General features: G+C 61.3%; 14 protein-coding genes. 6 read left to right on the top strand and 8 right to left on the bottom strand.

Translation table 11 applies throughout. The features are described from left to right. Nucleotides 1–56: 56 nt before the first annotated feature. Nucleotides 57–1,028 (bottom strand): hypothetical protein, encoded by a 972-nt coding sequence (locus L6418_RS08655; RefSeq protein ID WP_237246526.1) that lies wholly within the window; start codon nucleotides 1,026–1,028, stop codon nucleotides 57–59. A gap of 72 nt (nucleotides 1,029–1,100) precedes the next feature. Between L6418_RS08655 and L6418_RS08650 the strand changes: the two genes are divergently transcribed. Beyond that, nucleotides 1,101–1,562, top strand: a complete 462-nt coding sequence (locus L6418_RS08650; RefSeq protein ID WP_237246525.1) for a WbuC family cupin fold metalloprotein — start codon at nucleotides 1,101–1,103, stop codon at nucleotides 1,560–1,562. 2 nt (nucleotides 1,563–1,564) lie between these two features. Here L6418_RS08650 and L6418_RS08645 read toward each other — a convergent pair whose 3' ends face one another. From L6418_RS08645 to L6418_RS08625, 5 genes are all read right to left on the bottom strand, one after another. Next, nucleotides 1,565–3,454 (bottom strand): propionyl-CoA synthetase, encoded by a 1,890-nt coding sequence (locus L6418_RS08645; RefSeq protein WP_237246524.1) that lies wholly within the window; start codon nucleotides 3,452–3,454, stop codon nucleotides 1,565–1,567. A gap of 60 nt (nucleotides 3,455–3,514) precedes the next feature. After that, nucleotides 3,515–5,002 (bottom strand): bifunctional 2-methylcitrate dehydratase/aconitate hydratase, encoded by a 1,488-nt coding sequence (locus L6418_RS08640; protein WP_237246523.1) that lies wholly within the window; start codon nucleotides 5,000–5,002, stop codon nucleotides 3,515–3,517. 15 nt (nucleotides 5,003–5,017) lie between these two features. Continuing rightward, on the bottom strand, nucleotides 5,018–6,166 hold the full coding sequence (gene prpC, locus L6418_RS08635) for a 2-methylcitrate synthase (protein WP_237246522.1): 1,149 nt from the start codon (nucleotides 6,164–6,166) through the stop codon (nucleotides 5,018–5,020). Between the two features lie 162 nt (nucleotides 6,167–6,328). Next, on the bottom strand, nucleotides 6,329–7,222 hold the full coding sequence (prpB, locus tag L6418_RS08630) for a methylisocitrate lyase (protein WP_237246521.1): 894 nt from the start codon (nucleotides 7,220–7,222) through the stop codon (nucleotides 6,329–6,331). Nucleotides 7,223–7,424: 202 nt separating this feature from the next. Beyond that, entirely contained in the window at nucleotides 7,425–8,105 is a 681-nt protein-coding gene (locus L6418_RS08625; protein WP_237246520.1) for a GntR family transcriptional regulator, read from the bottom strand. Between the two features lie 288 nt (nucleotides 8,106–8,393). On the opposite strand from L6418_RS08625, the gene L6418_RS08620 reads away from it, so the two are divergent. From L6418_RS08620 to L6418_RS08610, 3 genes are all read left to right on the top strand, one after another. Next, entirely contained in the window at nucleotides 8,394–10,829 is a 2,436-nt protein-coding gene (locus L6418_RS08620) for a Lon protease family protein (protein WP_237246519.1), read from the top strand. A 28-nt stretch (nucleotides 10,830–10,857) separates the two neighbouring features. Further along, nucleotides 10,858–13,521 (top strand): cation-transporting P-type ATPase, encoded by a 2,664-nt coding sequence (locus tag L6418_RS08615; protein WP_237246518.1) that lies wholly within the window; start codon nucleotides 10,858–10,860, stop codon nucleotides 13,519–13,521. A 188-nt stretch (nucleotides 13,522–13,709) separates the two neighbouring features. Next, nucleotides 13,710–14,324, top strand: a complete 615-nt coding sequence (locus tag L6418_RS08610; protein WP_237246517.1) for a hypothetical protein — start codon at nucleotides 13,710–13,712, stop codon at nucleotides 14,322–14,324. Between the two features lie 116 nt (nucleotides 14,325–14,440). On the opposite strand, the gene L6418_RS08605 is transcribed toward L6418_RS08610, so the two are convergent. After that, the gene (locus L6418_RS08605) at nucleotides 14,441–15,115 is read right to left on the bottom strand and encodes a sensor histidine kinase KdpD (RefSeq protein ID WP_237246516.1); all 675 of its coding nucleotides are present in this window, start codon (nucleotides 15,113–15,115) and stop codon (nucleotides 14,441–14,443) included. Nucleotides 15,116–15,276: 161 nt separating this feature from the next. Then, nucleotides 15,277–16,956 carry a response regulator gene (locus L6418_RS08600; protein ID WP_237246515.1) on the bottom strand — a complete coding sequence of 560 codons (1,680 nt, stop codon included), beginning with the start codon at nucleotides 16,954–16,956 and terminating at the stop codon, nucleotides 15,277–15,279. A gap of 281 nt (nucleotides 16,957–17,237) precedes the next feature. On the opposite strand from L6418_RS08600, the gene ettA reads away from it, so the two are divergent. Beyond that, entirely contained in the window at nucleotides 17,238–18,908 is a 1,671-nt protein-coding gene (gene ettA, locus L6418_RS08595; protein WP_269807801.1) for an energy-dependent translational throttle protein EttA, read from the top strand. Between the two features lie 21 nt (nucleotides 18,909–18,929). Next, on the top strand, nucleotides 18,930–20,258 hold the full coding sequence (locus L6418_RS08590) for a DnaB-like helicase C-terminal domain-containing protein (RefSeq protein ID WP_269807800.1): 1,329 nt from the start codon (nucleotides 18,930–18,932) through the stop codon (nucleotides 20,256–20,258). The last annotated feature ends 59 nt before the right edge of the window (nucleotides 20,259–20,317 follow it).

The following is a 20,317-nucleotide window of genomic DNA, read 5'->3' as shown; positions in this document are numbered from 1 at the left end:
TGCAGGCGCAGTTTATCCCCGAACGGTCCGGTCTGTGGATGGTTTTCAACGCCGGGTCAGAATTCGATGGAGGGACGGAAGATCAGGGTCGTGGTGTTGCCGCGGATGTCCCTGAGCGGCCCCGCATACTCGTTCGGGCTGCTCCAGACGAAACCGATATCCAGCGTCGGCGCATAGCCCCATTCCGGCATCGGCACCTTCTTGCCGGCAATCAGCTCAGTCCGCACCATCTGTCCGCCTTGCTGCAGGAAGTACATGCGCAGGTCGTAGTTGGCGTTTTCCAGCCATTCCAGGAACGAGTAGCGCAGGTCCAGGTTGCTGCGGTGCAGACTGACATAAGTCACGTCGTTGACGCCCTTGTTGCTGTTGAAACGTGCGCCGACGCGGAAGCTCCACGAAAGCTTCTCGTCCGGGTAGTCGATCTTGCCCTTGATCTTCCATTCGAACTCGTACCAGTCGTCCGGGATCAGCAGGTTGTTCTTGATGTGCTTGTCGCCGGCGCTGAACAGGTAGCCGGTGTAGCCGTAGTTGTTCCCCTCGCGCTGTTCTTTCGGGCGGTTCAGTTTCGCCACGTTGCCGAAGAATGCCGATACCGCCCAGGGTTCCTGGAAGTCGGCAGTCGCGGATTCGAACACGTTGATGCCGCTGTGGCCGATCTCGCCCTGCTGGTAGAGGCTCGGCGAGTGCGATTTGATGAAGGTACCCATCGAAGCGATCGGATATACGCTGGCCTCCAGCACCATGTAGCGGGGGATGAGCGAGCCCTGGATGAGTTCGCCGTATATCTCCGCCTCGTTGTCGGAAGTGATGGTGGGGATGGCCTTGCTGGTGAGCGGCACATTGAAGTCGAGATTGGTGTAGGTGGGGTCGAGTTCGTACACCAGCTCGGTCTTGCTTACATCCTCGGAGTTTTTGTTTTCGGTATGGGTCTTGTCGGTCTGCACTTCTTCCGCAAGGGCGGAGGGCGCATGGGCGCAGAGCGCGATGACGATGCAGGCAAGACGAAGACGGTCCAGGAGGAAAGACATAAGGCGAGATTCTATCCGTTGTGGCTGGCCGGCAAAAGCATGAGAGAATTTCGGCTGCAAAGGAGAACGAACTTGAAGAAACTGACATCAGCCGACCTGGCTGCACTTGCCGGGCAAGCACAGCAATCGCCGCGCCTGCGCGCCAATTCCAACCTGCATGCTGAGCTGACCGACCCCATCCAGCGTCTCGCCATCGCCATGGAGCCGGATACCTTGATCCTGCCGCACCGCCACCCGCATACCTGGGAGGTGCTGACCGCCCTGCGCGGCCGCTTCACCGTGCTGGTGTTCGACGAGGCGGGCAGGGTCGCGGAACGTGCCGAGCTGGGCGTGGACACCAGCGTCGTGGAGATCCCGGCCGGCGGCTGGCATGCCGTGCTGTCGCGCGATGTCGGTGCGGTCATCTTCGAAGTGAAGCATGGTCCCTATGCGCCCATCGGCGATGCGGATGTCGCCGCCTGGGGCAAGGGCCGCACCGCCGCCGAACTGAATGCGTGGTACGCCGAGGCGCGGCCGGGCGACACACTCGCCTGAGGCTACTTGACGAACTGCTTGCTGCGCAACGTCTCGATGATCTCGGGGATCACGCCGGGGTCGTCGATGGTCGACGGCACGACGTACTCCTGGCCGTTGACGATCCTGTTCAGGGTCTTGCGCAGCGTCTTGCCGGAACGCGTCTTGGGTAGCCGGGCAAGGATCACCGTGTCCTTGTAGCAGGTGATCGCGCCGATGGCTTCGCGCACCCGGGTCACCAGTTGCTGCTGCAGTTCCGCTTCTTCCACGCTCACGCCGGACTTGAGCACCACCAGCCCCATCGGCACCTGCCCCTTGAGCTCATCGTCGCGCGCGATCACCGCGCATTCGGCCACCGCCGGATGGGTGGCGATCACTTCCTCGATTTCGCCGGTGGACAGGCGGTGCCCGGCCACGTTGATCACATCGTCCACGCGTCCCATCACGAACACGTAGCCGTCCTCGTCGATATAGCCGCCGTCGCCGGTGGCATAGTAGCCGTGGAACATGCCCAGATAGCCGTCGCGGAACTTGTTGTCGTCGCCCCACACGCGGTTCAGGCAGGCAGGCGGCAGCGGCAGCTTGAGCGCGATGTAGCCCTGCGTGCCGCGCGCAACCGGTTGCCCGCTGTCGTCCAGAATATGCACATTGAAGCCGGGCACCGGCATGGTGGAAGAGCCCGACTTGATCGGCATCGGCTCCACGCCGCGCAGGTTGGCGGTGATCGCCCAGCCGGTCTCGGTCTGCCACCAGTGGTCCACCACCGGTTTGCCGCTGATCTGCGTCAGCCACGCCTCGGTCGGCGGGTCCAGCCGTTCGCCGGCGGAGAAGATGGTCTGCAGCTTGCCGAGGTCGTACTGCCTCATCAGCAGGGCTTGCGGATCCTCCTTTTTCACCGCGCGAAACGCGGTCGGCGCGGTGAACAGCGCTTTCACGCCGTATTCGGCGCACACCCGCCACAGCGCGCCGGCATCCGGCGTCATGATCGGCTTGCCTTCGTACACCACCGTGGTGCAGCCGTGCAGCAGCGGCCCGTACACGATGTACGAGTGGCCGACCACCCAGCCTACGTCCGACGAGGCCCAGAACACATCGCCCGCATCCACGTTGTAGATCGCTTTCATGCTGTACTTCAGCGCGACGGCATGGCCGCCGTTCTCGCGCACCACGCCCTTGGGCTTGCCGGTGGTACCGGAGGTATACAGGATGTACAGCGGATCGCTGCCCTTGACCGGCGTGCACCCCACCGGTTCGGCCTGTGCCAGCAACGAGACCCAGTCATGGTCGCGTCCGGCGGTCAGCGGAGCGGCGGCCTGCGGGCGCTGGTAAATCACGCAGCATTCGGGTTTATGCCTGGCCAGTTCGAAGGCGCGGTCGATCAGCGGCTTGTATTCGATGACGCGCTTGACCTCGATGCCGCAGGAAGCGGTGAGGATGACCTTGGGTTTGGCATCGTCGATGCGCAGGGCCAACTCCGGGGGGGCGAAGCCGCCGAACACCACCGAGTGGATTGCGCCCAGCCGTGCCACGGCAAGCATGGCGATGACGGCTTCCGGGATCATCGGCATGTAGATGATGACGCGGTCGCCTTTCGTCACGCCAAGATTGCCCAGCATGCCGGCAGTGCGCGCCACCGCATCGGTCAGCTCGGCATAGGTATAGCGCGATTTGGTGCCGGAGACGGGGGAGTCGTAGATGAGCGCGAGCTGGCCGCCGCGTCCCTGCTGCACATGATGGTCCAACGCCATGTGGGCGGTGTTCATCTCGCCGTCGGCGAACCAGTGGCCGATACCGTCGGCATCGCGCTTCAGGATCTGCTGCGGGAACCTGAACCATTCCAGCGCTTCGGCCTGCTTGCGCCAGAAGCCCTCCGGATCCTGCATCGAACGGTCATACTCTGTCTGGTAGCTCATTTCGATCCCTCCCTGTTTTCCACATTCCGGCCTGCGCCGGAATGACGGCATCAATATTGCCTAGTTGATACAAAACATCTCCATGAACTCGTTGACCGGTGTTGCTTCCAGTTTCTTCTTGTCCAGGCACAGCGCCATGATCTGCTGGCAGCGCTGTTCGGGGAAGCGTGTGCGCAGGTTGTTCAGGAATTTCTGTTCCAGCACCGGGATGCCCTCGGCACGGCGGCGGCGATGGCCGATCGGATATTCCACCGCGATCTTCTCGGTGCTGCTGCCGTCCTTGAAGAATATCTGGATGGCGTTGGCGATGGAACGCTTGTCCGCTTCCAGGTATTCGCGGCTATAGCGCGGATCTTCCACGACTTCCATTTTGTCGCGCAGTTCGTCGATGATCGGATTGGCGGCATGGAAACTGTCCTCGTAGTGTTCCGCCACCAGGTCGCCGAATGCCAGCGGCACCGCCACCATGTACTGGAGGCAGTGGTCGCGGTCGGCCGGATTGGCCAGCGGGCCGACCTTGGAGATGATGCGGATGGCCGATTCGTGGGTGGTGATGACGATCCTGCTGATGTCCTGCAGCCGGTCTTTCACCTGCGGGTGCAGGCGCACCGCGGCTTCGCATGCGGTCTGCGAATGGAACTCGGCAGGGAAGGATATCTTGAACAGCACGTTTTCCATCACATAGCTGCCGTAAGGTTGCGGCAGCGAGAAGCGGCGCTGTTCTTCCGGTTTCAGTTTCTGGTCCTTGTTGGTCTTGCTGAACAGCACGTCGTAGAAACCCCACTGCGGCGCGGTCAGCACGCCGGGGATGCCCATCTCGCCCTTCATCGTCATCATCGCCAGGCGTACTGCGCGAGAAGTGGCATCGCCTGCCGCCCAGGATTTGCGCGAACCGGCGTTCGGCGCGTGGCGGTAGGTGCGCAGCGACTGGCCGTCGACGAAAGCCTGCGACAGCGCATCGATCACCTGTTCTTCGGTGCCGCCGAGCAGGCGCGTCACTACGGCGGCCGACGCCACCTTCACCAGGATGACGTGGTCGAGGCCGACGCGGTTGAAGCTGTTCTCCAGTGCCAGCACTCCCTGGATTTCGTGCGCCTTGATCATCGCGATCAGCACGTAGCGCATGTTCAGCGGCGGCTTGCCTTCCGCCACGCGGCAGCGGCTGAGATAGTCGGCCACGGCGAGGATGCCGCCCAGGTTGTCGGACGGGTGCCCCCATTCCGCTGCCAGCCAGGTATCGTTGTAGTCCAGCCAGCGGATCATCGCGCCGATGTCCCAGGCGGCTTTGACCGGGTCGAGTTCGTGCGAGGTGCCGGGCACGCGCGCCCCGTGGCGCACCGTGGTGCCGGGTACCAGCGGGCCGAGGTGCTTGGTGCACTCGGGGAAGCGCAGCGCCAGCAGGCCGCAGCCCAGCGTGTCGATCAGGCAGTTGCGCGCGGTGTCGTACGCTTCCTCCGAGCGGATCTCCATGCGACAGACGTACTGCGCGATGTCTACCAGCACCTGGTCGGGAGCGGGGCGGTTGTTCATGTCTACATTGGCACTCATTTCTTTTTCCTTGGATTAACGATTCTGAATAGGGACCCAGGCCAGGTTCTCCGGCCCGACATAGTTCGCGCTGGGGCGGATGATCTTGCCGTCGGCGCGCTGTTCCATCACGTGCGCACCCCAGCCGGTGACGCGCGAGATCACGAACAAGGGCGTGAACATGTTGGTCGGCACGCCCATCATGTGGTACGACACGGCAGAGAACCAGTCCAGGTTGGGGAACATCTTCTTCAGGTCCCACATCACCGTCTCCAGCCGTGCGGCGATATCGAACAGGCGCATCTCGCCTTGCTCCTGCGCCAGCTGTCTCGCCACGCGCTTGATCACCTCGTTGCGCGGGTCGGCGATGGTATAGACCGGATGGCCGAAGCCGATCACGATCTCCTTGCGCGCCACGCGTTCGCGGATGTCCGCTTCCGCCTCGTCGGCGTTCCTGTAGCGACTCTGGATGCGGAACGCTTCCTCGTTGGCGCCGCCATGCTTGGGCCCGCGCAAGGCGCCGATGGCGCCGGTGATGCAGGAATACAGGTCGGAATTGGTGCCGGCGATCACGCGCGCGGTGAAGGTGGAGGCATTGAACTCATGCTCGGCATACAGGATCAGCGAGGTGTGCATGGCGCGCACCCAGGAGTCCGGGGCCGGCTTGCCGTGCAACAGGTGCAGGAAATGCCCGCCGATGGAATCGTCATCCGTCTCCACATCGATGCGTTTGCCGCTGGTGCTGAAGTGATACCAGTACACCAGCATCGAACCGAAACTTGCCAGCAGGCGATCGAGCAGTTCGCGGGTCTTGGCCGGGTCGTGCGCTTCCGGCTCCTGTTCGCAGGTGCCCAATATCGAACAGCCGCTGCGCATCACATCCATCGGGTGGGCATTGGCAGGGATTGCCTCCAGTGCCTGCCTCACCGGCTGCGGCAGCCCGCGCAGTGTCCTCAGCCTGGCCTTGTAGGCCTTCAGCTGGGCGGCATTCGGCAGGGTGCCGTGGATCAGCAGATGCGCGATCTCCTCGAACTCCGCTGTCTCGGCGAAGTCGAGGATGTCGTAACCGCGATAGTGCAGGTCGTTGCCGGTGCGTCCGACGGTGCAGACCGCGGTATTGCCCGCGACAGTGCCGGAGAGGGCGACGGATTTCTTGGGCTTCGGTAGTGTGCTTTCTTCTGCCATGGTGTTCTCCCTTCTGTAAATCAAATTTCTTTCATCTATCCCCTCTCCCGCAAGCGGGAGAGGGGCAGGGGTGAGGGGCGTTGAGGTTAATCCAAATTGGCTTGTACCCGCCGCCCCTCATCCCCACCCCTTCTCCCGCCTGCGGGAGAAGGGAGTAAATAGTTATTCCGCTCCCTTCTCCGCAAACAGCCGATCCAGTTGCTGCTCGTAAGAGTGATATCCCAGATATTCGTAAAGCTCCATGCGCGTCTGCATCGTGTCCACCACCTTCTGCTGCGTGCCGTCGGCCAGGATGTGCTGGTACACGTTCAGTGCAGCCTTGCTCATCGCGCGGTAAGCGGAGAGCGGATACAGCGCCAGCTTGATCCCCACGCCGGCCAGTTCGGCCGTGGTGAAGAGCGGGGTGGCGCCGAACTCGGTGATGTTCGCCAGTACCGGTACCTTTACCGCCCGGGTGAATTCGGCATATTGCTCCAGTGTGGTCATTGCCTCGGGAAAGATCATGTCCGCACCGGCCTCGACACAGGCCTGCGCGCGCTCGATTGCCGATTGCATGCCTTCCACCGCCAGCGCATCGGTGCGCGCCATGATGACGAAGCTGGCGTCGGTGCGCGCATCCACCGCTGCCTTGATGCGGTCGACCATCTCGCCCTGGCTGACGATGGCCTTGTTGGGACGGTGGCCGCAGCGCTTCTGCATCACCTGGTCCTCGATATGGAATCCCGCTGCGCCGGCCTGGGCGATCTCGCGCGTGGCGCGGGCGATGTTGAATGCACCGCCCCAGCCGGTGTCGATGTCCACCAGCAGCGGCAGGTCGCTCGCCGCGGTGATGCGGCGGGTATCCTCGCACACGTCGTGCAGCGTGGTGATGCCGAGATCGGGGATGCCCAGCGAGGAAGCCGCCACGCCGCCGCCGGACAGGTACAGCGCCTTGTGCCCGCTCTTCTGCGCCAGGATGGCGCAATAGGCGGTGACCGCGCCGACGACCTGCAAGGGGTTGTTGTCTGCGACGGCCTGGCGCAGTTTGTTGCCGGGGGAATTGGGTATCTGCTTCATTCTTGATCCTCCACTAAATTCAAATTCCGTCGTTCCGGCGCAGGCCGGAATCCAGTGCAGTCGTTCAACATGCAGCTGGGTTTTGTCCGCTTTGCGCAATTGTCGTAATTCGCTGGATTCCGGCCTGCGCTAAAAGCAGGCAATTTGCCACTTGGCAAGCCGAGTGCAAAGTTGACACCGCCGGAATGACGGATGAGCGAGGTCACGCTGCCTCCTCTTCCTTGTCGATCATCTCGCTGATGCTGCGCCAGGCGCCCTGGATGTGGCGGCGCATCAGCAGTTCGGCCAGCTCGCCGTCGCGGTGCGCCAGCGCATCCACGATCTGGCGGTGCTGTTGCAGGGCTGGGCGGGTGCGTTGCGCGTTGCGGCTGGTGCGGTAACGACACATGCGCAGCAACTGGTATTGTTCGCTGCCGAGCAGATCCATCAGCATCTCGTTGCGGCTGCCGCGCGCGATCTGGTAATGGAAATCGAGATCGCCCTCGCTCTGCGCATACACCTTGCCGCCCTGTTTTTCGATCTGCGCCTCGTGCCGGTCGAGCAGCGCGCCCAGCTGGGCGATCTCGTCGTCGGTCATCTGCGTGGCGGCGAGGCGACAGGCCATGCCTTCGAGCGCTTCGCGCACGCCATACAAGTCCGACAGGGTCTTGCGATCCAGTACCACCACGCGCGCGCCGGCGTTGGGGATGCGCTTGACCAGACGCATGCCTTCGAGGTGGCGCAGTGCTTCGCGCAGGGGGCCGCGCCCCATGCCGAAGCGTTCGGCCAGCTCCGCTTCGTTCAGTTTCTGGCCTTGCGCCAGTTCGCCGGTGACGATGCTCTGCGCCAGGCGATGCGCCGCAACGTCAGCAAGGGTGCCCTGTTCTGGAACTTTGATCAGCATTGCACAGCTCCGATTGTCGACAATCCGTGGCAATGCTAGCACCAAAAACAGGAAAAAGTGCAAGCATTTCTATTTTATGTCGACATAATGGGTTGGTTATCCGGGCGACGGAAGGTTGCCGAACCCTGTCTGGCGGCGGGACTGAGAGGGCATGTCCGGTAACCGAACCAGGCAAAGCCGAGATGCGTGGCATGCCGGCAAGCGAGCTGTCGGAAAGCGATGGCAGGTTCCCGGATGGCAGTAGAATGACCTCGGTGTGTCTGGAATCAACTGAACGGGGAAACAGTCATGCGTAAAAAAACGAACGTCCCTTTCCTGCTGCAGCCGCAACAACTTTACCGGTCCTGCGATCACAGCCAGTTCACGTTCCAGACTACGGCCGACCTGGATGACCTGACCGAGATCATCGGGCAGATGCGTGCCATGGATGCGGTCCGCTTCGGCACCGGCATCCGCCACGATGGTTACAACCTGTTCGTACTCGGCCCCTCGGGTATCGGCAAGAGCAGCATGGTGCGGCAGTTCCTCGAGCAGAAGGCGGGCAAGGAGCGCAAGCCGGACGACTGGTGCTATATCAACAATTTTGCACTGCGCCATCAACCGCTGATGCTCAGGCTGCCTTGCGGTCGGGGCGAAGAGTTGCGCTCGCGCATGGAGCAGCTGGTCGAATATCTCCGCGTCGCGATCCCCGCACTTTTCGAAGGGGACGAGTACCGTTCCAAGGTCGGCGCGATCCAGGAAGAATTCAACAAGCGACAGGAACAGGCGTTCAACGAGTTGGGCGAGGCGGCCGAGAAGCAGCAGATCGCCTTGATGCGCACCCCGGAAGGTTTTGCCTTTGCCCCGATGCGCGAGCATGAGGTGATCCCGCGGGAAGAATACGAGAAGCTGCCGGAAGAAGAGCAGGCACGGGTGGAGGCGGCGATCATCGAGTTGCAGACCCGGCTGGAAAAGATCATGCGCCAGATGCCGCAATGGCGGAAAGAACGGCATGAACGCGTCAAGCAGCTCGACCGCGAAACCACGCTGTCTGCGGTCGACCATCTGGTGAACGAGATCAAGGAATCCTATGCCGAGTTGCCGGAGGTGCTGAATTATCTCGACCAGGTCAGGCAAGTGATGGTCGACAACGCGGACGATTTTCGCAAGCAGGAGGAATCCGCGACGATAGGCGGCATGACCATGGTTTCCCACCAGAACTTCCATCAGTACAAGGTCAATGTGCTGGTCGACAGCAGCAAGCAGCCGGGAGCGCCCATCGTCAGCGAGGACAACCCGACCTACAGCAACCTGGTCGGCAGGGTAGAGCATATTTCCCAGTTTGGCGCGCTGGTCACGGATTTCACCCTGATCAAGCCCGGCGCGCTGCATCGCGCCAACGGTGGTTACCTGCTGCTGGACATCCGCAAGGTGCTGAGCCAGCCGTTCGCCTGGGAAGGGCTGAAACGGGCGCTGCACACGCGCGAGATCCGCATCGAATCGCTGGGGCAGATGTATAGCCTGGTCAGTACCGTGTCGCTGGAACCGCAGCCCATCCCGCTGGATACCAAGGTGATCCTGTTCGGCGATCGACTGTTCTATTACCTGCTGCAGGAATACGACGCGGAGTTCGGCGAACTGTTCAAGGTGGCGGCGGATTTCGAGGAACGCATCGAGCGCGATGCCGACACCCATCAGCTCTATGCGCGGCTGATCGCCACGCTGGCACGCAAGGAAGACCTGCTGCCGTTCGACCGCAGCGCCGTGGCGCGGGTGATCGAGCACAGCGCGCGGCTGGTGGGCGATGCGGAGCGGCTATCTACGCACATGCGCAGCATCGCCGATCTGTTGCGCGAGGCGGACTATTATTCGCGCGAAGCGGGCTGCAAGGTGGTGGAGGCTGCCAATGTGCAGTGTGCCATCGATGCGCAGATACGCAGGCAGGACAGGTTGCGCGACCGCCTGTACGAGGCGATCCTGCGCGATACGCTGGTGATCGACACGCACGGGGCGGTGGCGGGGCAGATCAATGCCCTCTCTGTCATCTCCTTGGGCGATTTCTCCTTTGCCCAGCCGACCCGGATCACCGCGAACACCCGGCTGGGCGATGGCGAGATGATCAACATCGAACGCGAGGTGAAGCTTTCCGGTGCCATCCATTCCAAGGGCGTGCTGATCCTTTCCTCCTTCCTCGCCTCGCGCTATGCGAAGAACCAGCCCATGGTGTTCTCCGCCAGCCTGGTGTTCGAGCAGTCCTACGGCATGATCGATGGCGACAGCGCCTCGCTGGCCGAGCTGTGCGTGCTGCTCTCCAACCTCGCCAACGTGCCGATCAGGCAATCGCTGGCGATCACCGGCTCGGTCAACCAGCTCGGGCATGCGCAGGCCATCGGCGCGGTGAACGAAAAGATCGAAGGCTTCTTCGATATCTGCGCGGCGCGCGGATTGACGGGCGAGCAGGGCGTATTGATCCCCGCTGCCAACATCAAGCACCTGATGCTGCGCCACGATGTGGTGGCCGCTGCCGCGGCCGGCAAGTTCCATATCTATGCCGTGGAGAATGTCGACCAGGCAATCTCGCTGCTGACCGGATTGCCGGCCGGCGAAGCCGATGCCAAAGGTGTCTACCCGGAAGGAAGCGTCAATCGCAAGGTCGCAGCGCGGCTGGACGAACTGATCAGGATCAGGAAGTCGTTCGCACGGCCACCGGCCGTCCCGACTCGAGCGAAAAAGAAACCCGATTGATCCGCATGCCGTGCCCGCGTGGAGCATCGTGAACCCATACCAGGAGGACATCGAAAAACTCTATGCGCGCCTGCACAGCGGCGCGCAAGGGCTGGCGCAAGCCGAGGCGGCAGATCGGCTGGTGCGCTACGGCGCCAACCGGCTCGAAAAGATCCGCGGGCAATCCGCAGTCGCCCGGCTGTTCAAGGAGTTCACCCATTTCTTTGCGCTGATCCTGTGGCTGGCGGCGGGGCTGGCATTTTTCGCCGAATGGCGCGATCCCGGCCAGGGCATGGCGATGATGGGCTACGCGGTGGTCGGCGTCATCATCATCAACGGCGTGTTCTCGTACTGGCAGGAATACCGCGCGGAGAAGGCGCTGGCGGCGCTGAGCAACCTGCTGCCGCGTTACACCACCGCGCTGCGCGACGGCCGCGCCATGCAGGTGCCGGTGGCGGAACTGGTGCCGGGCGATGTGGTGGTGCTGGTTGCCGGCGACGATGTTCCGGCCGATTGCCGCCTGATCGAAGCCTTCAGCGTGCGCGTCAACACCGCCAACCTGACCGGCGAATCGCTACCCAAGTCGCGCGATACCGGCACCGCCGGCGACGATCTGGCGGCGCTGCGGCGCGACATCCTGAACGCCGGCACCTCGCTGGTGTCGGGCAAGGCCAAGGCCATGGTGTATGCCACCGGCATGCACACCGAGTTTGGCGACATCGCGCGCCTCACGCAGGTCGCGCGCGAACCGCTGTCGCCGCTGCAAAAAGAAATCGCGCGGCTGTCGCGGCTGGTGGGGTTGTTCGCCATGCTGCTCGGTGTGGTGTTTTTCTTCATCGGGCGGATGCTCGGCCTGTCGATGTGGGACAACCTGGTGTTCGCCATCGGCATCATCGTCGCCAATGTGCCCGAAGGCCTGCTGCCCACCGTCACCCTGTCGCTGGCCATGGCCACGCAGCGCATGGCGAAGAAGAACGCGCTGGTGCGCCACCTGTCGGCGGTCGAATCGCTGGGGTCGGTCAGCGTGATCTGCAGCGACAAGACCGGCACGCTGACGCAGAACCGCATGAGCATCCGGCAGGTGTTCCACTCCGGGGAACTGCTCGACCCTGCCGAGCTGGACGGGGCTGAACAGTTATACGACATCATGCGCCACTGCCACGAATTGCGTCGCGTCGAACGCGACGGGCAGGAGATATGGCAAGGCGACCCGATGGAAGTGGCGCTGCTGGAAAGCCTGCCGCCGGGCGGCGCGGTGTACCCGCGCGTGGACGAGATTCCGTTCGATACCGAGCGCAAGCGCATGTCGGTGATCTGCGACACGCCGCAAGGGCGCATGCTGTATTGCAAGGGCGCACCGGAGACCGTGCTGCCGCTGTGCCGCGAGATGCTGGGCGATGGGCAGCGCCTGCCGCTGGGCGACGACGAGCGCGACCGCTTGCTCGGCGCGCACGAACAGATGACGGCGCGTGGCCTGCGCGTGATCGCCCTCGCTTACCGCAACCTGCCGTCCCAACCCAATCATCGCGAGAGCGAACTGGTGTTCGCCGGGCTGGTCGGACTGGTCGATCCGCCGCGCCCCGGTGTGGCCGACGCCATCGCCGCCTGCCGGCTGGCCGGCATCCGCGTGGTCATGGTCACCGGCGACCATCCGCACACCGCCGGCGCGCTCGCGCGCGAGATCGGGCTGGCGCAGAACCCGCTGGCGATCACCGGCGACAAGCTGCGCATCCTGTCCGATGCCGATTTATTGTTGCTGCTGGACGAACCCGACCTGATCTTTGCGCGCACCAGTGCCGACCAGAAGATGCGCATCGTGCAGGCGCTGCAGCGCAAGGGCGAGATCGTCGCGGTGACCGGCGACGGCGTGAACGACGCCCCCGCGCTGAAATGCGCCGACATCGGCATTGCCATGGGCATCAGCGGCACCGATGTCGCCAAGGAGGCGGCCGACATCGTCCTGCTCGACGACCACTTCGCCACCATCGTCACGGCCATCGAGGAAGGCCGCGCCGTGTTCGACAACCTGCGCAAGTTCCTCACCTACATTCTCACCCACAATGTTGCCGAGCTGGCGCCGTACATCGCATTCGTGCTGTTCAAGATTCCGCTGCCGCTGACGGTGATCCAGATCCTCGCGCTCGATCTCGGCACCGAGACCCTGCCGGCACTCGCGCTTGGCGCCGAGCGACCGGACCACGGCATCATGCGCAAACCGCCGCGCCCGCGCAACGAACGCCTGCTCAACTGGGGATTGCTGATGCGCGTCTACCTGTTCCTCGGCCTGCTCGAATCCGCCGGGGCGCTGGCGGCGTTCTTCTTCGTGCTGTATGGCGGCGGCTGGCATGCCGGCCAGGTGCTGGGGATGCATGACAAACTCTACCTGCAGGCCACCGCAGCCTGCTTCTCGGCCATCGTGCTGATGCAGGTGGTCAACATCTTCATGTGCCGTCATCCGATCTATTCCGCGTTCAGCCGCAACCTAGCCCCCAACCGCCTGATCGCTTACGGCATCGCTTTCGAGCTGGGGATGCTGCTGCTCATCGACTACACGCCGCTGGGCAATGCGCTGTTCGGCACCGCACCGCTGGCCATCGAGGTATGGCTGTTCATGGTCCCGTTCGGATTGGGGATGTGGCTGCTGGAAGAAGGGCGCAAGGCACTGGTGCGCAGGATGGCGCAGCGCAAGGCTCGGGTATCCGGCACGCCGTAGCTGCTTGAAAACCCGCGTATCTTCCGCACAAGCCCTGAGCATCGACAGGGTTTTTCGCGCGAGCATGCATTATCGGGTTGGGTTGGCACGACCGCAGTGTTAAAATTCCGTTAACGCGGATGATCCGAAGCGCAACGAACCATCCGGCTTTCTACAACAGCTTACTAAATAAATAACAGGTACCAGTCATGTCCAGCCTGATCAGCCAAGTTTCTTATCCTGTCTTCATTTCCGGCGTATTCGTCTTTTTCATCATTGCCAGCATCTTCTCCTTCATCGTGGGCGTAGGGCTGGCGGTGCGCAGTTCCAGAATGCTGCGTTTCTTCAATTTCATGAACAAGAGCTATTCCACCCGCCGTTTCACCAAGCCGCTGACCGAGCCGCACTTCGTCGAGCCCACCCTGCTCAAACACCCCCGCATACTGGGCGTCGCCATCGTGCTGGGCGCCATCGTTTCCATCGCACTGCTGCGCCAGGTCGATGGCGACGTGTTCCAGCCCATGTATAGCGGCTCGTTCTCCAAGGAAGCGGCAGGCGTATTGGCGGGCTATACCTCCTCGTTCCTGCTGATCGGGAATGCCCTGTGCATCGTCGTGGGCCTGATGCTGCTGTTCTTCCCGCGCACCCTGTCCACCGTCGAGAGCTACACCGACAAGTGGTACAGCCTGCGCAAGCAGGCCCGTCCGCTGTACGAAAACTACATCGAGGTCGACAAATGGGTGCTGGCGCATCCCACCGTGTCGGGCGTCACGCTGAGCCTGCTGTCGCTGGGGCTGGGCATCTCGATGTACATCCGCCTCTGATACGGCTGACACCAAAAAAAACAGGGCCATGCCGCGAGGCATGGCCTTTTGTTTTAGCGATGGAAATGCCGAGTAGCTCTGCTTTTCTCCCTCTCCCGGAGGGCGAGCGGATGCGTTTATCCGGCGATGTTGAATGCCATCGTGAACAATGCGCCGTCGCCGGGGGCAGTGGTCAGGTCGACGCTGCCGCCGCCATGCGCTTCGACGACCGCCTTGCACAACGACAGACCCAGGCCGGTCGAAGCGGATTTCCCGGACGGCGTTGCTTGCGCGGCATGCCCGGTATGGTCGGGGCCGGGGCCGTCGTCGAGCACGAAGAAGGTCAGCCGGTCCGCATCCTGCTCGAACCAGACATCCACCTTGCTCGCGGCATAACGGACCGCATTGTTCAATGCCGATTCGAGCGCCAGATCGACCAGGTATTCGTCCAGCGCGGCGGCACCCTTGCGCCTGACCTCGGGCGCGATCCTGATCCTGATCTCGTCGACGCACACTTCGATGGCATGGCCATGCCTGCTGCCCATGGTCGCCGACTGGCTGCCGGCGACCATGTCTTCCAGGAATTCGAACAGCTCGACCTCGCTGGTGTTGGGTTTCAATCCGGCATGCTCGTGCTTATAGAGCGTCAGGAAACCGATCAGGCGATTCTTCAGCTCGATGCAGCGCTGGTAGGCTTTGCGCGCCTCGCCCGGCGCATCGGCGCGGTGATTGAGCTGCTCCAGGTCGGCCTCCAGCAGCGCCAGCGAGTTCTTGATGTCGTGGATGACCAGCGCGGACAAGGTTTGCTGCATCAGGGAGCCTCCAGTAATTCAACGTTCCAGGTAATCGTCGATCAACTTCGTCACACCGGCGCAGGCCGGTGTCCAGTTGATTGAAAAGACTGCATTGCAGCCCGCGCCGGAATGACAAACCGCAAAGGGCGCGCGCAAAAATTCGGTGATCGGTGGCACCCTCATGCCCCCGTCAACTGGTCGTAAAAACGGTAAAAGCCCATCACCTTCTCGTTGTGCGGCACCAGCTTGTCCAGTATCGCCAGATAGTTCTTGGCGCGTTCCTGCACCTCGGCATCGAGGCCTTCCTGCTTCAGCCACAGCAGGTGGAGCTGCGCCGCGGCGAACAACGCCTCGATGTTGTCGTTCTGGATGGCCAGCGCATCGAGCACCTTGCGGTAGGCGGTGTCGAATTGCGCCACATGCATCGCCTTGCGCGCCTCGTCCACCAGCGCCAGTACCCGCCGCTGTCCGGCATCGATGACTTCCTCGATCTTGTCGTGCTGTCCGGTGTCGAGCATCGACTTGGTGACATGGCGCGCGATGCGCTCCCGCTCCAGGCCGCTCGATTGCACCGCCTGCGTCAGCATCTTCAGCCCGAGGACGGAGTCCCCCATCTTGAAGGCCGCCTTGCCGATCAGGTTCAGGGCGGAACTGCCGCTCTCCGGCGTCAGCAAGCGCTGCGAGCGCTCCAGCAATCTCTTCGCCGCCGCCTTGTCTCCCGTATCGAAATAGGCCTGCGCCAGGATGGCATTCCTGGAGATGCCGAATGCGCCTTTCTCCTCGAACCTGCGCGCGCTCTTTTCCAGCGTGTGGATGGCGCCCTGCGGGTCGCCCAGGTCGATCTGGATATGCGCCAGCGACAGGTAATCATCGGGGCGCTCGGTGATGGAGCCGTTCGACAGCCTGATCGCCGATTCGGCATACTTCTTCGCCTCGTCCAGCTTGCCCAGCAGGAAGGCCGATTCGGCGTTGGAGCGGAAACGCTTCGCGGTGGGCAGTATCCTGGCCGACTGCTCCATCAGCTGGTAGGCGCCTTCCTCGTCCTTCTGCATGCGCCTGATCTCGGCCAGCAACTCGTAGGCCGCGACGTAGCTCGGGTTGTCGGCAACGATCTGCCGGGCCATCTCTTCGGCAGCTTCCGGTTCGTTCAGCAGCATGCGCGCACGCGCGATGCCGATCTTCACCCACGGCACGTTGTCACGCATGGCCAGGGCCTGTTCGTAGGTCTTGAGCAGGTCGGTGGTGTCGTTCAGCGCGAGCAGCGCCTCCGCCTTCAGCTTGAGTGCGGCCAGCAGCCAGCGTTCGTTCGACACCAGCGTCACCAGCCGGTCGCATTCGCTGACCACCTGCAGGTAATTCCCGTCGTCCATCGCGGTAAGCGCGGGCAGCAGGAAGTTGCGGCGGTCGAACAGGCGTTCCAGCCGCGCACGCAGCTTCTTCTCGGGGCAGGGCTTCAGGATGTAATCGTCCGGCGCGAACTCCACCGCATTGGCGACGTAGGCGTACTCGGCCTCCGCCGTCACCATCACGAAGATCGTCTTGGCACCGAGCAGGCGCTCGCTCCGCAGGTATTCCAGGAAATGCTGTCCGGAGGTGGTCTTGTTGAGGTTGTAGTCGCACAGGATCAGGTCGTAGCGGTTGGCCTGGATCTGCTCCAGCGCTTCCTGGGCATCGGCCACGCACTTGATCGAATTCATGCCCATCCATTGCAACTGCGAGCGCAGCGCATGGCGCATCGCACCGATGTCGTCGATGACCAGTGCCGACAGCGCATCGAAGCGGATGTATTCGCTCTCGAAGGTGTCTTTCTTGCCGGCGAGGATGTTCGCCATCGAATTTGCGTCGGTACGATCCTGCATCTTTCTCCCCGTTGGTCGTCCGCAAGGTGGCCGGGTGGCTGCGGCAGGCGGCATCCGGTGCGGCCTGCCGGCCCGTCGCGCCATGGTTTTCCTCGCATGATAACCAAAAAAATCTGCCCGGAGTTTTCTTTGGCGCCGGCGTTTCCGGGGCGGCTGGCGTAACCGACTGTTGGCTGGGGCATATTCATGCGGGCCGTTTGTGCGGGCGCGCTAGTGCCTGCGCAGCGGCTTTACGGTAAGCTACGCCCCTTCATGTTCCACACCCAAGAAAGCGCAATAAAATGGCACAAGGTCAATATGTAATGTCCATGCTCCGCGTGAGCAAGATCGTTCCTCCCAAGCGTCAGATCATCAAGGATATCTCCCTCAGCTTCTTTCCCGGCGCCAAGATCGGCCTGCTGGGCCTGAACGGCTCGGGCAAATCCACCGTGCTGCGCATCATGGCGTTGCAGGACAAGGAATTCGACGGCGAGGTGCAGCACCTGCCCAACATCAAGATCGGCTACCTGCCGCAGGAACCGCAGCTCGACCCCGCCAAGACCGTGCGCCAGGAAGTGGAGTCCGCGCTGGGCGAGGTGATGGAAGCGCAAGCCAAGCTGGACGCCGTATACGCCGCCTATGCCGAGCCGGACGCCGACTTCGACGCGCTCGCCGCCGAGCAGGCACGCCTCGAGAACATCATCGCCGCAGGCGGTTCCGATGCGCAACACCAGATGGACATCGCCGCCGATGCGCTGCGCCTGCCCGAGTGGGATGCCGTGATCAAGAACCTTTCCGGTGGCGAGAAGCGCCGCGTGGCGCTGTGCAAGCTGCTGCTGGAAAAGCCCGACATGCTGCTGCTGGACGAACCCACCAACCACCTCGATGCCGAATCGGTGGAATGGCTGGAACAATTCCTGGTGCGCTTCCCCGGCACCGTGGTCGCCGTCACCCACGACCGCTACTTCCTCGACAACGCCGCCGAATGGATCCTCGAACTCGACCGCGGCCACGGCATCCCTTGGAAGGGCAACTACTCCAGCTGGCTGGAGCAGAAGGAAGCGCGCCTGGAGCAGGAGAACAAGCAGATCGACGCGCACATGAAAGCGATGAAGCAGGAACTGGAATGGGTGCGCCAGAATCCCAAGGCGCGTCAGGCCAAGTCCAAGGCGCGTCTGGCCCGCTTCGAAGAGCTCTCCAACACCGAATACCAGAAACGCAACGAAACGCAGGAGATCTTCATCCCGGCCGGTGAACGCCTGGGCAACGATGTCATCGAATTCGACGGCGTGAGCAAAGCCTATGGCGACCGCCTGCTGATCGACAACCTCAGCTTCAAGATCCCGCCCGGCGCCATCGTCGGCATCATCGGCCCCAACGGCGCGGGTAAATCGACACTGTTCCGCATGATCACCGGCAAGGAACAACCGGACAGCGGCACCGTGAAGATCGGCTCCACCGTAAAGATCGCCTTCGTCGACCAATCGCGCGAGGGGCTGGACAACGACAAGACCGTGTTCGACGCCATCTCCGGCGGCAATGACATCCTCACTGTCGGCAAATACGAAACCCCGGCGCGCGCCTACATCGGTCGCTTCAACTTCAAGGGCGCGGATCAGGGCAAGATCGTCGGCCAGCTCTCCGGCGGTGAACGCGGCCGCCTGCACCTGGCGCAAACCCTCATCTCCGGCGGCAACGTGCTGCTGCTCGACGAACCCTCCAACGACCTCGACGTGGAAACCCTGCGCGCGCTGGAAGATGCGCTGCTCGAATTCGCCGGCAGCGTGATGGTCATCTCCCACGACCGCTGGTTCCTCGACCGCATCGCCACCCACATCTTGGCCTGCGAAGGCGATTCGAAGTGGACGTTCTTTGATGGTAACTATCAGGAATATGAGGCGGACAAGAGGAAGCGTTTGGGTGAAGAGGGCGCGAAGCCTAAGCGGATTCGGTATAAGCCGATTAGTCGTTAATCAAATTCCGGTGAGCTCGATATGACTCCTCTTAGCTTGTTTATTAGCTATAGCCATAAGGACGAGGAATATTTGGCTGAACTCGAAAAACACCTATCAACGCTGAAGAGAGAAGAGCTAATTGATACTTGGCATGATAGGGAAATTATTCCCGGGCAGGAATGGGAAAGGAAAATTGAGGCTGCACTAGAAACCGCTGATATTTACATTTTTCTCATTAGTCCAGACTTCGTTGCCTCTGAATATTGCATTGAGAAAGAAGTTGCAAGCGCGCTGGAAAGGCATACCGAAGGGACCGCCATAGTTATACCAATAGTGGTTCGTTCAGTTGATTGGCTTTCGACGCCATTGGGGAGAATTCAAGCGTTACCGAAAGATGCTACACCTATAGCATCAAGCAGGGATAGGGATGCGGCGTGGCTGGGTGTGGTAAAAGGAATTCGTGCTGCAATTACTGAACTAAAAAAAGAAGACCGTGCACATCGGGCAATCCATATTTCAAATATGTCTTCCGCCTTGACTTCACTGGTTGAAAAGATTGAGGTTAGATATGGGAATGAATTAAAGGTTGGGGGGTACTCTTCTGGATTAAGCAATCTAGATCAAGTAATTGACGGTATACATCCTGGAGATTTGATTTGTATTTCGGCTGCGCCGGTGATGGATCGTTTGGCTCTGTTGGTTCGAATAATGCATGAAGTATTCGTTAATAAACATCATGCTGGTCTGGTGGTCACTTTACGAAAAACTCAAGAGGAAATTGCAAGACGCTTGTGTGCAGCTATTGGGGGTATATCAGTTCGAGCTATGCAAAGAGGCGAGCTCTTGGATGAAGATTGGTCAAAACTAACCCATGCTTTAGGTCTGGCTAATGACGCCGAAATTGGCTTTATTGAGCAATCATCTATAGATATTAACGAGCTTATTCGAGCGATAGATGAGTTCGCCGTAAGAAATGACAAATGTGATCTGGTCATCATTGATCATTTTGATAACGTTACTGGCGGCAAGAAAGCTGATCTGCTAACCCAGCTTGGGCGCTATGCTAGGAAAAATAAGATACCAATAATCGTTGCAATGGGTTTAGAGGTTGATCCGTCGGTTAGGCCGAATAAGCGTCCCGTACTAAAAGACCTAGGGGAGTGGGCGGTATTAAACGAAGATCTAGATGTGGTGATCTTTGTTTATCAAGATGGTCAGTATTTTCCAGATAGCATCGGGAAGGGACTTGTTGAGTTAATAGTTGCAAAAAATTCTCGGGGTTCTTTGGGAACGTTTGAAGCTATTTATTCTCATGAGAGCCAGACAATAACTAGTAAGATTCAGAGGCGTCTCATTAAACGAGAATAATCGGGGGCTACAGCCCGCGTAGGGCGCAATAACCAACGGGCATTGCGCCGCATGAAAGC

The organism is Sideroxyarcus emersonii (assembly GCF_021654335.1).
Lineage (GTDB): Bacteria > Pseudomonadota > Gammaproteobacteria > Burkholderiales > Gallionellaceae > Sideroxyarcus > Sideroxyarcus emersonii.
The sequence above is the reverse complement of the archived record's forward strand: the minus strand, read 5'-3'. Positions and strand labels throughout refer to the sequence as shown.

Excerpts from the sequence above, each read along its gene's own strand:
- L6418_RS08655 (WP_237246526.1), bottom strand. The coding sequence starts at position 1,028 with ATGTCTTTCCTCCTGGACCGTCTTCGTCTTGCCTGCATCGTCATCGCG.
- L6418_RS08645 (WP_237246524.1), bottom strand. The coding sequence starts at position 3,454 with ATGAGCTACCAGACAGAGTATGACCGTTCGATGCAGGATCCGGAGGGC.
- L6418_RS08640 (WP_237246523.1), bottom strand. The coding sequence starts at position 5,002 with ATGAGTGCCAATGTAGACATGAACAACCGCCCCGCTCCCGACCAGGTG.
- prpC (WP_237246522.1), bottom strand. The coding sequence starts at position 6,166 with ATGGCAGAAGAAAGCACACTACCGAAGCCCAAGAAATCCGTCGCCCTC.
- prpB (WP_237246521.1), bottom strand. The coding sequence starts at position 7,222 with ATGAAGCAGATACCCAATTCCCCCGGCAACAAACTGCGCCAGGCCGTC.
- L6418_RS08625 (WP_237246520.1), bottom strand. The coding sequence starts at position 8,105 with ATGCTGATCAAAGTTCCAGAACAGGGCACCCTTGCTGACGTTGCGGCG.
- L6418_RS08620 (WP_237246519.1), top strand. The coding sequence starts at position 8,394 with ATGCGTAAAAAAACGAACGTCCCTTTCCTGCTGCAGCCGCAACAACTT.
- L6418_RS08610 (WP_237246517.1), top strand. The coding sequence starts at position 13,710 with ATGTCCAGCCTGATCAGCCAAGTTTCTTATCCTGTCTTCATTTCCGGC.
- L6418_RS08605 (WP_237246516.1), bottom strand. The coding sequence starts at position 15,115 with ATGCAGCAAACCTTGTCCGCGCTGGTCATCCACGACATCAAGAACTCG.
- L6418_RS08600 (WP_237246515.1), bottom strand. The coding sequence starts at position 16,956 with ATGCAGGATCGTACCGACGCAAATTCGATGGCGAACATCCTCGCCGGC.
- ettA (WP_269807801.1), top strand. The coding sequence starts at position 17,238 with ATGGCACAAGGTCAATATGTAATGTCCATGCTCCGCGTGAGCAAGATC.
- L6418_RS08590 (WP_269807800.1), top strand. The coding sequence starts at position 18,930 with ATGACTCCTCTTAGCTTGTTTATTAGCTATAGCCATAAGGACGAGGAA.